The organism is Virgibacillus carmonensis (assembly GCF_057836705.1).
On the sequence record NZ_JBYQFJ010000052.1, the window covers coordinates 1 to 11843 of the forward strand.

Here is an 11843-nt window from a genome sequence, read left to right on the forward strand (position 1 = left end):
TCTATCTTTCTATGATTTTTTACTACTTCATTTTCAAGCCAATAACACACCTGCTCCCCAGTGTTATAATAATCTTTAGAATAATTATTAAATGTAAAAAAAGGATGTTCCACTGAAAATATAAATTGTCCCCCATTTTCCAATGATTTATAAACCTTTTTAAATATTTCCGACAGGTCCGATAGATAATGAAGGCTCATTCGTGAAATAACCAAATTAAATTTTTTCGTTGGAAAATCCCATTCTTGTAACATTGACCTTTCAAATTTTACGTTATTGAGATTAGCAAAATTATTGTTTGCAAAATCAATCATATTCTGAGAACCATCTACACCCGTATAACTTAAACAAACTTGATTTAAAAAATCAAAACCAATTTCACCATCACCACAGCCTAAGTCCAAAATTGCCTTACCCCTAACATTACCAATAAGTTCAACCAAAACAGGCTTTTCAATCAAATCATTTAAATTGTCTTCACTTCTTCTCTGAGATATATACTTTTCAAATACTATTTTATCATCATAAAATTCAGAATTGCGGTAGACCATTAAACCATCTTCCTTTCACTTGGTTATTGAATGAACCCACCACTTTAGTAAGTACAGTCTTTTTCTATACTTTAACATAAATATCCAGTTTACTTTATAAGATGTTGTTCAACAAAATGGCCCGATCGTATTAAAGCAATAGTGGGCGCAGCTTTATTCCAGATTTGCGCCCGATTGCTTAAGATGCTCAACTGGCGCTGCCCCTTTGTGAAGCACTCATTAATCACCTTTTTCCTTCTTGGCTTTTTCAATAATGTCTTTAATGAATGGCTCCTTTTTCTTTGTGTATGTTGGTCTATCGAACCGATATTTAGATGCAAGCTCTTTTTTTAATGAATTGTATTCTTTTGATGCTTCAGGATGTAACCTTATATAATCACGAAACAACATTTTTTCATTCCATTCAACGCTACCAAATTCACAAATATGTAAATGATGAGTACCCTGTCCCCACAACCCTTTCCTAAAAAATCTTCTATCTTTTAGCTCAGGTTTGGGAACATACTCGAATTCAATTTTACTTAAAGGTTTTACAAGTGATTCTACTTCATTTAAATCATTCACCCCCACCATAATATCAATTATTGGTTTTGATTCTAACCCTTTTATAGACGTACTTCCAATATGTTCAATCACAATTACCTTATCACCTATAACCTCGTTGATTCTCTTTTTCTCATCTTCAAATTGTAATGCCCAATTAGGATCGTAATCATTAAGATTTACAACAGAGTTTGCCACAACTGTTCCCACCCAACATTAATTTTTTATCTTTATTTATCACAACAAAACAAAATACATTCTTTCACATTACTCCCCTTTAGCTTGGTGGACCTTATTCTGCGATCTGGCCCAAAGCAAAGAAAGAGTGTAATTCTTATTCCGGATTTGCGCCCGTTAATGGATCTTTTAATTATTTTTAAAAATGGATTGTGGACTACGCTTTTTTAATTCTGAAAGGAATAAAGATTTTTCTTGTGGTGAAATTTTCACCACTCCAAACAAACCAGTTTTATAGGATAATACTATCCCATCTTTAGATGATAAAATTCTATACCCTGCCATTAAATCACCTATTGTAAATTTTAATGATTCCACTTGAGTAATTGCGTCATATGGGATTCGACTACGAAACACCCCTCCTCGTACGTATAAATAATCATCATAAAATTTATATTTGATACCGTATGAAGTCCAAAGTAATACTCCTACCGTTATTAATAAAAGAAATACCCATAAAAGCACATTTAGAGCGGATAGGCTATTGAAAAAGGTAATAAAGGGTGCTGATACCAAAACAACTGTAAAGATTACGAAAATTAATATCATAGTCATAAAAGATTTATCTTTTTTAACTTTAAAATCCATTTAATAACACCCCCCTAAATAAAATGTTCGCGCTACTGGTATACGCTTCAGATTGCAGAAAGTTTCGATACATCTATGCCACAATCTGGCCCTATTATGGCATATATTTATTCGGTTATCGCGCCCGATTGTGGTATATCTTAATTTATAATAATTTAGATTATTCTTCTTTAACTAACGCACCCGTTAATACAATAGGTTTTATTTAAATTGATGTTTCATTTAACTTTAAAGACTGATTTCTTCTATTTTCTTAAATATTAAAGAATACGTTGCTTTTATGTGTTCTTCTGTCTTTTCACCATTATACAAACCAAATCCCCATCCTTTTAATGAGCCATTCTCTGGATTCTTCATCACACCAGTAGCATACATATTACCAGGGGTCCATTCCCACGACTGATTATACTCTGTATCATTCAATGTAAAAGGAATATGGCTTTTAGCAGATATAAAAAAGAACGGGATAGCAGAATTCAGGTAAATATCTGCATACTGACTTTCAGCAGCTTGGGGAAGATTTTCTTTCATAACAAAGACTGCATCGTGATTAGTCATTTCCCCTTTTGTCAATTCCTCAAAAGAAATTTCATTAAATTCCACCTGTTCTTCTCTGACTTTTGGGGAGGTTCCAACCACTGCAATTTTTAATGTTTGACCACTATACAATTCGAATTCCACATTATTAGAACTATCTAAATGATTTGTTGCTTGAGCATTTTCTGAATCACTTCCATTCGGTTCATTAGCTACTCCATTGTTCGTTTCATTTTTACACCCAACTAATGCAAATCCAATTGCGATGAATAAGATAAAAATCTTTTTCACAAAACACCCTCCTACATAGAATTTATAATCAGTTTTTTAAATCGTTCTTATTGAACTAAACTGCTCGTTAGTTTAAGTGTAAAGTTTATCAAAATGTTTCCTCGACAATATGGCCCTTTAAAGAAATATCGGACGCAGCTTTATTCAAGAATGGCGCCTTATTGCTTAATACCTTATTTGGTTATTAAAACTATAAGGGGGGGAACTACTAAAGCTATTCCAAAACATATTATAGCTGCTAATTTTGATTGTTTGGTGACACGTTCATCATCACCCTTATGTAAGTTTTCAATAAAAGTAAGTGTAAAGTAAAAAGAGAAGATAATTAATAATACTGAAATAATACCAAGCCAGCCCGCTGTTTCTACATTCAATATTCTTTCCCCCCTTTCTCTGGAAAATTTCATTCAACAATCTACTATTCAGAAGGATACACTTATTCAATTAGCGCGCCCGTTGATTGAATAACGGTTTCTTTGAGTGTTATTCATTGAACCTCCCCATAACAATGGTGTTATAGTATCCACCATCTGAAAGGACTTTGTCATTTTTTAATATGCCTTCGATTTCAAAGCCAAGCTTTTTGTACAGTTCAATGGCTTTGTCGTTTGTCCCTAAGACATTAAGAGTTATTTTTTTAATGTAATTAGAGTCAGCCCAAGCGATAGACTCCTTCAGGAGATTTTTTCCGATTTGGTGTCCCCAATAATCTTTGAGTACGCATACACCAAATTCCACTTTATGAGAGGATCTTTTTAGGTAAGTTCCTTCACATCTTGAGAATCCAACAATACGATCACCAGCGACAGCGACCAAAAACAAGTTTCTTGGACTCACTGTGTCCGTATGTACTACCATTTCAAATCCAGGTTCATCTATAAAATTTTCCCCTGCCTCTCTATCCAGATTTTCAGTCTCACCATCAATCTGTAACCTTAATGCGGATAAATCTTTTGCATCGGTTTCGTTGGCAGACATAATGGTGTACCTCAATCCATTCACATGAAACTCGTGATTGTCAATTATCATTTGTTAACCCATCCATTTCATAAAATAAGGAGATGTTTATATTGAATTCTACTGCCCGTTGGTTTTAATACATTCCTCCACTATCTGACCCTTTAAAGCAAAAGTAGGCGCAAGTCTTATTCAATTCTTGTGCCCTTTTCTGGAATAACGTTTCCAATACCAGACCTTCATTAAATATTGTCTAACTTTGTAAACCCCTTCAAAAAAAGAAAATTATATCTTCTCAATAACCACGTCAACATTATTCCATTCATAAATTAATTCATTTAATATTTTTCCGCTGATTTTAATTTGAACTGATTTAACTAATTTCGCACCATAATATTCATAAAAAAATCGTGTTTTATTTTCCTCGAGAACTTCCACAAATATTTTTTCATAGCCTATCTGTTTAAAATGACCAAACAGTTTTTTAAGCAGCCTTTTTCCAATCCCCATTCCTTGATACTTTTTCAGAAGGTAGATTGAGGTCAAATCACCTGAATTTTTTACCACATTGTTGTCTCTCTTCCAGGCATCTGCAAAACCTATAATCTGACCTTCATTATTCTCGGCTACAACAACATAATTATCTTCTTTTGCAACATTTTTCTTCCATAATTCCGTCCTTTGATCGTAAGACAAATTGTTTAAATAATCATTTGGGATAATACCTTTGTAGGTAGTTCTCCAACTATCTACGTGAACTTTTGCAATACCTTGCGCGTCATCTAGTTTCGCCCTTCTTATTTGCATTTTCCCACCCCATTTTTTAATCATTATTGCTCAAAATTTATTATAGGTCTTATTCCAGAATCTGGCCCGATTGCCGAAGACTGATCTGATTGAAAATTAATCATATTTGTACAACAAGTATACATTTTTGATTCCAAAAATTATGTTATTAAACTTTGATCATCCAGAAGGTATGAAGTGGTAAACAGTCTGTCTTTCATTGGTACATTTTTTGTATTCAGTGGTAATAATTATATCAAGGATGGTACATTTCATTGGGTGTAATCAAAAAGATGTAAAACGGTCTTTTGTCTACTTCTTTTTTGTATTATAACCTCCGATTGGACAGGTATTTTTGATATAATAGAAATAACAATAGGTTAGTTTCACATGAGGGGTTGCACACTATCACCTTTTAGGATATTTCCTAAAAAGGGGGTGTTGCTTATGGATATGGAAAGTGTATTAAAGCTGATGATCTCTTTCGGCATGTTAATAGCTTTTATCATGTCCGACAAAAACCATAAAAAATAACCCCTCATGTGATTTTGGCAAGTCAGTTGAGGGATTATTTATCTAGTCCTGTGCCTTCCCCTCTTAATGGGGTTAGCTTATTGTAACCGCTCCATGTTGAAGCATGGGGCGGTTTTTTTATTTTATGACTTTCTACTTACAGTATACCTTATTTTTGTTAATTGTTAAACATTAATCATAATCTTTCATAATGACTGGTTAACCTTGTAATACGTTCTGGTCGGATTGAGTTAGATATACATGGTAAACTTTTTACACATTTCGACTCCAACTATTAGACTTTTGGTTCCAAACTTTACACTTTTCCTTAAAGTTTATGCTAGGTTATCCTCCATTTGTTTCACGAGTTCATAAAAGGTTGTTTTCTTGACCTCTGCCTGTTTCATAGCCCTGTGTCTCTGTTATTTAGTGATTTAAATTTTAATGATTCCATTGTATATACTCTTGATAATGGTAATTATTTTGTTAAAATATCTGCTAAAGGCGATGACGCCCTTGAACAATTTAATGGATTTTCAGTTGTTTATAATCAAAACAAGAAGATATTGTCAATCTATGAAGTTAACCTAAACCAATTAAACGAGGAAGAAGTTGCATTAAAAACATGGTCTAATGGCGAAAGTATTAATAATGTAGTGATGGTTAAACCCGATGTTCAACCACAATGGTCTTGGAGTTATTTTAATGATTGCTTAAGTTCTCAAGGCGTTTCATGGGCTGTTGTTGCTGCTTTAGGATTTATTTGTGGAGCAGCATGTGAGGTACCGGTGGTGCTGCTTGTGCACCTTGTTTGTATGCGGGATCAAGCATTTCAGGTGGAACTATTGGATATTGTTTAGGTAAGGCATTGAAGCACTAAAATATCTTTTTAATAACAAGATGCTTTATAACGTCCAAATGCTAAAAAAATTAGCTTTCTGCGTTTGCAGAAAGCTAATTTTTCTTAGTTATGATAATCCAAGATATAGATAATCCTATTGTTGCCAACCCAGCAATAATTTGAAAAGTTTCTAAAAGGTCTAAGGTAAGGACTTTAAACGCTGAAAGCAAATAGAATACTACAATTAGAATAACTAATATAAAATATGATGTGTTTAGAGCTTTTTTTCTAATAAACTCGGATCTTTCATCTTTTTTAAAGAAGTCTGAGTAAAGATACCATACAGAAAATGAAAGTATACCAAGAGATAGGGTAGTTAAACTGTTTAAATTGGATAAGGTTCCGTTGGTTATAAGTGAAACCAGAATCAACAAAACTGTAATTAACGTACAAAATATACTTAATCCAAGAAATGAAGCACGTTTATTCATTTTTTTCCTCCTCTAAGAAAAAAATATCTTCGACCTTCACATTAAAGATTCGTGAAATTCTAATAGCTAAAGGCAAAGAAGGGCGATATCTGTTTTTTTCAATGGATATAATGGTTTGTCTTGTTGTTTTTAATTCATTAGCCAGCTTTTCCTGTGAATAATTAAATTTATTTCTCATTTCAGGTAAATTATTTTTCAAATAGCTCGATCTCCCTTCTTTTGATAATAAAAAATTAATTATATTTATTATCATTCTTTATTAGCTAACATCTAACACTATACAGTAAAGCTCACTTTACGTAAAGTGTCTTTTACATATTTTTAAGAGGTGAACTTTTATATGAGAAAAAAGTATATAATTATGTTCTCTGTGCTATTTGTTCTTATTTTAGGGGTCGTAATTTACAAATGGAAAACTACTTATAATCAAGGGAATTTTCAAGACGTCTTACAACAAATTAGTGCAAATGATTATTTACCGTATAAGAACAGCACAGTGAAGATTTCAATAATCGACACAGGAGTACATCTAACAAATAAATTTTTAGATAAAGAGAATCTCTCACAATTCTATTTAGATGGGTATTCAAAAGTGTCAAAACAATACCACGGTACAATGGTTGCGGGCATTTTACTAGCGGATGGAGATGAATCTATGGAACCAAAAGGAGAAATAATCTCTATACAGTCTGCTACAGACATGGGGATGAGTTCCAAGCAATTGGCGAAAGCAAATAGATCTGTCTGTGAATAAGGGGCAAAAATAATTAATATCAGCTTAGGAACCACCAAATACACCGATCTACTTAAAAAATCAGTTCATTCAGCTTTATCCAAAGAAGTTGTGATTATTGCCTCAGATGGTAACAATTCCAAAAAAACATATTATCCAGCTGCTTTTGACAAGGATATTAGTGTAGGGGCGATTGATAAGAAAAGGAAAGCATTAAATGTTTCAGATATAGGGAAAGTAGATATATTTGCCCCAGGAGAATCTATATTAACTACCGTAGATAAAACTATGAAAATATTAAACTTAAAGAACATTGTTACCAATCTATCTGGAAATAAATAAAACTAATTAAGGTTGGGGGATAAATTTGAGCCCTGTAAATTATGTTGGATACAAAGGATTTTGATGTATCCAACTGCAATAAATGGCGTAATTGCTGTTATTAGAAAAGACTATAATTATGTGTTCTGCCCAATACTCACCCACAAAAATCATCATTACCAAAACGTATGAAATTGTTAATTTATTAAAAGAAATTTTATTTTACTATTACAGATTTTTCTCAAAAAATGTAAGCTCATGTTCAACTTGGAAACCGACTTTCTTATACAAATGAATAGCTTTTGATTTATTAGAACGGACACAAAGGGAGATTTCATCAATAGATGGGAAGGAGAATAACCATTGTAATCCCTTTACTAAAAGTCCAGAACCCACTCCCTTATCTCTTGCCGATGGATTAACTCCAAGAAATTCAATACTTCCCTCTGCAAATTTAGGATTAGCTTCTGCATAAAGATATCCAAGCAAATTTCCGTTATCAACTACTCCAAAAACCATAGCTTCCTCATTCAAATTTTCCAAAATTTCTTCCCCCGAAAGATAATCATCCGGAAAGATTTGATCATGCAATTTAACTAGAAAAGTAAAGGGTAATCCTTTATTTCAACCAATGGCTTGGTTTTTCTAAATAGTCGGGAATTTGGGTGTGATTATCTCCTTTTGCAGAATTAATTTGTGACTGTGTTAGAAAAAGAGCTTTTTTTAAGTTAGCGCCCCTTAGCTCTGCGTCTCTAAGGTCAGCCCCAATAAAATCAGCCTTTCTCAAATCACTATGGCTTAAATTAGCTGCAATCATTAGTGTTCCTCTAAAATCTTCTCCTTGTAAATCCAACCCTTTTAGGTTTGCTCCTAAGTAATCTAAGCCTTTCTTTTCTCTTTTCTTTTTACTCTTATTAATAAGGTCTGCACGATACAATTTGCTTGTCTCTATCAATAGAGCGTTCACATTGCTTCTATGTGCAACAAGATCTATTTCTACTATCTCCTTAGGCGTTTTTATAGTTAGCTCAACCGTTTCTTCGTAGATCCTTTGTAGACTAGGTTGAAAGGATTGGGTTTCCTTTAAACCCAAAGCTTGTTTCAGATACCAGAGCATTTCATGCAATTGTTGCACGAGAGGGAATACGGCAAACATTTCTTCAGCACGTTCTGATTCTTTTCGCCAGTCTTCACCCTTATAAATGACCTGTGAAACATGCTGCCCAGCGCCAAAACACTCATAAGCCACACAACCACGAAAGCCTTTATCTCTTAATTGGTCATGTATTGAACACAAATTGTTTGAACATAAATGTCGGCAAGGTTCTCCACCGTCTTTGTTGAACGGAAAATCTGCTGATTCCGCATAAGGCAATGCTACACAGCACAACCCAAAGCAATTCTTGCAATCTGATTTTAAATCATCCAACATTATTAAACACTTCCAATACTAATCTCAATATCATGGTGACTTCTAGTTTCTTTTCCTAAAAAAAAATTAATTGCCCAACCACCTGCAATGAACCAATCTTTGTTGAAATCTGACATTACAGTTTTTCGTACTTACATTTTTCAAACGGCATATAAATGCTCCCTAAAAGCAACAAGAAAATCAAACTATAAATTTATTAGTTGCTAACAAAGTCAAATCTTCAATAGATGTACCTTCGTTCTTTTCGAGATACCATTTTACCAGGTAGTATCCTAAAGAATAACCACCCCAAAACGGTAAGCCTTCTTCATCATTACCAAACATATATGGGTCAGTTTTTTGTCCTACCTCATCTGTATGTTGTTTATAAGTGCTATCCCACAATACTCTAGCTTGATTTTCTGTAAGAGCGTCTTTATATGGACCTAAGTATTTATCCCCTAATTTTATCCTAACAAAATGTTCTGCTAAACCCTCCAAAACCATTCGGTCGAGTAAAGTTTGATTTTCTTTGATCATTTTTAATTCACTGATACGCAAGTGATGATGATACTCGTGAGTGACAACGGATTTCAATGTAGCACGCACGGTTTCATCTGGAAGAACTGCAAAACACATATTTCCATCCCAATCCGTAAAGGCGGATACACCCCCGAGTTTTTCCTTAACAAAATCATCATTTTCATCCAAAATGAACAACTCAAATTGTATGAGTTTGTTAGAGGGGAATTGTTCTTGTAAAAGCTCCAATTCTACTTTTATAAAGTTTTCATAAGCAAGCTTTTGCATCTTTCTTAATTGTAATTCAAGTGAGTCAATATCATTTTCAAGCTTAAACATGCCGAAAAATAGCATCGTCTCTAAATCTTCATCGTTAAATTTAAAAATATCAATAAATTGCTCTCTTCTATTACTTTCTGGATCTGATTTTACTGCCCAAATAAACTTCTCCATATCTAAAAGCCTAGATTGAGTTTTCACTAAAACATCTGACTGACTAATAGCTCTCACCACCATCTTAATTATTATTCTACATGAATACGTGAAAATTTCCTTCTACAATCTGGCCCAATTCAGAAGCGCGCCCGATTGTGGTAGAGACATTATCCTCAATTACTTCTTTGGATTAAAAAAGTTCATACTTAAATCCCTAGCATATTATTTTTCTTTTAACATGGAATACTTCCGATAGGCTCTATAGTAACTGCTGCCAAGGAAAACAACCATAAGTGCGGGAAGGGACCTCAAAAGGACAAATGGCGTTTCAAATAAAAGTGCCTTCCAAAATAATGAACCTTCCATACTCCAAAGACCTTCAGTTAGATATAATCCCGAATCCTTGTAAATCGAATAAGAAAAAAACAAACACAGCATACCCAACCAAAATGAATAACCCATTAATCTTTTATAATAGTTACCCTTTGATTGGCGGTCCGAGAAGATTTCATTTTGATTATTTTCTTCTTTTTGCCAATACTGTTTTCCACTCAGCCGGTGCCCCTCTATGTGGCTCCAACTAAAATCTTCATATATCGCTTTGTATTCCTTAAATTTTTTCTTTGGTAAATAATCTTGATAATCAAGTCGCATAACATATCTTTTGTCCGTTTTCTGGAAAGTGTATATTCCTAATCCACTAATTTTTGTACAGCGATAACCTTCTTGTAATTGCCCATTCAGCCATTGCTCTTCTTTTTCAATATCAAAAAACATGTTAAACATCTTCATTTGAATCATCCCTTCCATACAAGGATAAAATGTGCGATAGCCTTTCTTGTTCCATTTTCAAAATGTCGCTTCCTTCCGCAGTTATCATATAAATTTTTCTCCGGCCAGAATTTCCAACTGGTTCAATCCAACCGTGCTTATTCAAGTTTTCAAGTGCACCGTATAGTGTACCAGCCGCTAAACTAACAGTACCATTACTTATTTTTTCTATCTTCTGCATTACGGCATAGCCATGAAGTGGTTCACGTAACGCCAACAAAATATAATGCATGGTTTCAGACAATGGCAATAATTTATGTTTCATGCTCTCACCCTCTATCCAGTTCAACTATATAGTCTAACTTTATAATAATATAATACAGTTCAACTGAATAGTCAACAGCATTTTTAAAGATTAATCGAAGGAACTTAAAATAAAAACTTAAAATAACAAAGCAAAAGTTTAATCCAAAAAAAGTCGATTTCCATTACGCGGGAAAATCGACTTTTTGTGTTAATCTTATTCAATTAAATGGCCCAATACATAAAGAAAAGGCGTAATTCCTTACTCTAGAATCGCGCCGGATTATTGAAGAACATTTTTAGATTGGTCTGCATTATATCTTTACTGCGAAAAGCCCCCTATAATGGAACTGTAAAGCTAATGAAGCTTTTTTAAAAGCTGCGTTTCCCTGGCCAAGCTCCTTGCATTTTACTAAGGAATACAATTTGCCCAATATGATATGCGTCGTGCATTGCTAAACTCTTCAGTTCAAGCACTAATGAATTATCTTCTCCTGGGATCTGTCTATACAAATCTTCATGTTCTGATTTTGCTAGTATTTTTCCAAGTTCACGATGAACGTAAAAGTATTCTTGTTTTGTTTCCTTCCAATTTTCTAACGTTTCAGTTGGTAATCGAAATGTAGATTCATTATTTTCTGCCTGTGGTTCATTCGCTGTTTCACCAAGAAATCGCATCAGAAATCTCTTTTCATAGAAAAGTAAATGACAAACTAATTCCCAAATGGAATTCATTGTCCCATCAGCTGGTTTCCAAATTGCCTGTTCAAAAGTAATATCCTCTAGCACTTTTTCAAGTGGTGGAAACCAGTCTTCTTCATCTAAGCAGCTTGCCCATTGTTGTAACAAAAGTGTCTTTACATCCATTTTCTATTTCCTCCAATTTAATCCCTTTAATAGATCCGTTCCAGGTATCGGGGAAAGATTGCAGCAACAATCATCTCCGAAATTAGGGAAATCAACCAGTTCGAGCATCCTAAAAAACTAGTAGCCTATGCAGGATTGGATCCAT

The 11843-nt window shown here is 33.7% G+C and carries 18 protein-coding genes and 2 pseudogenes; 4 read left to right on the plus strand and 16 right to left on the minus strand.

Features of this window, described 5'->3' with window-relative positions:
* The 7 genes from AC3G7N_RS19800 to AC3G7N_RS19830 form a co-directional block, all read right to left on the minus strand.
* The coding region (locus AC3G7N_RS19800; protein WP_489423890.1) for a class I SAM-dependent DNA methyltransferase at positions 1-551 on the minus strand (551 nt) is incomplete at its 3' end.
* Positions 552-770: 219 nt separating this feature from the next.
* Positions 771-1292, minus strand: a complete 522-nt coding sequence (locus tag AC3G7N_RS19805; protein WP_489423891.1) for a GrpB family protein — start codon at positions 1290-1292, stop codon at positions 771-773.
* Positions 1293-1460: 168 nt separating this feature from the next.
* Positions 1461-1919, minus strand: coding sequence for a PH domain-containing protein (locus AC3G7N_RS19810; protein WP_489423892.1), 459 nt, complete (start codon positions 1917-1919; stop codon positions 1461-1463).
* A gap of 228 nt (positions 1920-2147) precedes the next feature.
* A complete protein-coding gene (locus tag AC3G7N_RS19815) occupies positions 2148-2747 on the minus strand; it encodes a hypothetical protein (protein WP_489423893.1) in 600 nt (199 codons plus the stop codon).
* 173 nt (positions 2748-2920) lie between these two features.
* Positions 2921-3121 carry a hypothetical protein gene (locus AC3G7N_RS19820; RefSeq protein ID WP_489423894.1) on the minus strand — a complete coding sequence of 67 codons (201 nt, stop codon included), beginning with the start codon at positions 3119-3121 and terminating at the stop codon, positions 2921-2923.
* Between the two features lie 109 nt (positions 3122-3230).
* Positions 3231-3776 carry a GNAT family N-acetyltransferase gene (locus AC3G7N_RS19825; protein ID WP_489423895.1) on the minus strand — a complete coding sequence of 182 codons (546 nt, stop codon included), beginning with the start codon at positions 3774-3776 and terminating at the stop codon, positions 3231-3233.
* Between the two features lie 213 nt (positions 3777-3989).
* Positions 3990-4511, minus strand: a complete 522-nt coding sequence (locus AC3G7N_RS19830) for a GNAT family N-acetyltransferase (protein WP_489423907.1) — start codon at positions 4509-4511, stop codon at positions 3990-3992.
* A gap of 905 nt (positions 4512-5416) precedes the next feature.
* On the opposite strand from AC3G7N_RS19830, the gene AC3G7N_RS19835 reads away from it, so the two are divergent.
* The gene (locus tag AC3G7N_RS19835; protein WP_489423896.1) at positions 5417-5863 is read left to right on the plus strand and encodes a hypothetical protein; all 447 of its coding nucleotides are present in this window, start codon (positions 5417-5419) and stop codon (positions 5861-5863) included.
* A gap of 94 nt (positions 5864-5957) precedes the next feature.
* On the opposite strand, the gene AC3G7N_RS19840 is transcribed toward AC3G7N_RS19835, so the two are convergent.
* Entirely contained in the window at positions 5958-6335 is a 378-nt protein-coding gene (locus AC3G7N_RS19840) for a hypothetical protein (RefSeq protein WP_489423897.1), read from the minus strand.
* On the minus strand, positions 6328-6534 hold the full coding sequence (locus tag AC3G7N_RS19845; RefSeq protein WP_489423898.1) for a helix-turn-helix transcriptional regulator: 207 nt from the start codon (positions 6532-6534) through the stop codon (positions 6328-6330). The genes AC3G7N_RS19840 and AC3G7N_RS19845 overlap by 8 nt, the downstream gene beginning before the upstream one ends.
* A 162-nt stretch (positions 6535-6696) precedes the next feature.
* Between AC3G7N_RS19845 and AC3G7N_RS19850 the strand changes: the two are divergent.
* A pseudogene (locus AC3G7N_RS19850) lies at positions 6697-7410 on the plus strand (S8 family peptidase).
* Positions 7411-7422: 12 nt separating this feature from the next.
* Entirely contained in the window at positions 7423-7581 is a 159-nt protein-coding gene (locus AC3G7N_RS19855; protein ID WP_489423899.1) for a disulfide bond formation protein B, read from the plus strand.
* Between the two features lie 36 nt (positions 7582-7617).
* Here the strand turns inward: AC3G7N_RS19855 and AC3G7N_RS19860 are convergent, their stop codons facing one another.
* From AC3G7N_RS19860 to AC3G7N_RS19890, 7 genes are all read right to left on the minus strand, one after another.
* Positions 7618-7980 (minus strand): GNAT family N-acetyltransferase, encoded by a 363-nt coding sequence (locus AC3G7N_RS19860; RefSeq protein WP_489423900.1) that lies wholly within the window; start codon positions 7978-7980, stop codon positions 7618-7620.
* A gap of 28 nt (positions 7981-8008) precedes the next feature.
* Positions 8009-8821 (minus strand): pentapeptide repeat-containing protein, encoded by an 813-nt coding sequence (locus tag AC3G7N_RS19865; protein WP_489423901.1) that lies wholly within the window; start codon positions 8819-8821, stop codon positions 8009-8011.
* Between the two features lie 2 nt (positions 8822-8823).
* Complete coding sequence (locus AC3G7N_RS19870) at positions 8824-8937, minus strand: nucleotidyltransferase domain-containing protein (protein WP_489423902.1); 114 nt, start codon at positions 8935-8937, stop codon at positions 8824-8826.
* A 64-nt stretch (positions 8938-9001) separates the two neighbouring features.
* Positions 9002-9838 carry a DUF2268 domain-containing putative Zn-dependent protease gene (locus AC3G7N_RS19875; protein ID WP_489423903.1) on the minus strand — a complete coding sequence of 279 codons (837 nt, stop codon included), beginning with the start codon at positions 9836-9838 and terminating at the stop codon, positions 9002-9004.
* Positions 9839-9979: 141 nt separating this feature from the next.
* On the minus strand, positions 9980-10549 hold the full coding sequence (locus AC3G7N_RS19880; RefSeq protein ID WP_489423904.1) for a DUF2812 domain-containing protein: 570 nt from the start codon (positions 10547-10549) through the stop codon (positions 9980-9982).
* Positions 10536-10853 carry a PadR family transcriptional regulator gene (locus AC3G7N_RS19885; RefSeq protein WP_489423905.1) on the minus strand — a complete coding sequence of 106 codons (318 nt, stop codon included), beginning with the start codon at positions 10851-10853 and terminating at the stop codon, positions 10536-10538. Before AC3G7N_RS19885 ends, AC3G7N_RS19880 begins: the two co-directional genes overlap by 14 nt.
* A gap of 350 nt (positions 10854-11203) precedes the next feature.
* Positions 11204-11698: a DinB family protein gene (locus tag AC3G7N_RS19890; protein WP_489423906.1), complete on the minus strand. Its 495-nt coding sequence runs from the start codon at positions 11696-11698 to the stop codon at positions 11204-11206.
* Between the two features lie 31 nt (positions 11699-11729).
* Between AC3G7N_RS19890 and AC3G7N_RS19895 the strand changes: the two are divergent.
* Positions 11730-11843: pseudogene (locus AC3G7N_RS19895) on the plus strand (transposase); the annotation flags it as partial.